This window comes from Psychrobacter sp. 16-MNA-CIBAN-0192 (assembly GCF_040309565.1).
In the GTDB taxonomy this organism is placed as follows: domain Bacteria; phylum Pseudomonadota; class Gammaproteobacteria; order Pseudomonadales; family Moraxellaceae; genus Psychrobacter.
The window spans coordinates 1-248 of record NZ_JBEOOX010000572.1 but is presented as its reverse complement, the minus strand read 5'-3'; the positions used below and the strand labels follow the sequence as shown (position 1 = coordinate 248).

The 248-nt window shown below is 66.1% G+C and carries 1 protein-coding gene; it reads right to left on the bottom strand.

Going from position 1 to position 248, the window contains the following annotated elements; all coding sequences use genetic code 11:
• Window positions 1–68: 68 nt before the first annotated feature.
• Window positions 69–248 (bottom strand): DnaB-like helicase C-terminal domain-containing protein (locus tag AAEY78_RS14430; protein WP_352340127.1); only part of this gene is annotated, 180 nt, incomplete at its 5' end.

The following is a 248-nucleotide window of genomic DNA, read 5'->3' as shown; positions in this document are numbered from 1 at the left end:
AGTCTACGCCGCGTAGAAGTCGCCCCGGCCCGGTGCCTCGACGTCGAGTGTCGGGGGCGTGTGATGGGTCAGGCAGGCGCCAGGTCGGCGAACCGCGAGTAGTGACCGTGGAAAGCAACGGTCACCGTGCGGGTGGGACCGTTACGGTGCTTCGCGACGATGAGGTCGGCTTCTCCCGCGCGAGGGTTGTCTTTCTCGTATGCGCTCTCACGGTGGAGCAGGATCACCATGTCGGCGTCCTGCTCGAG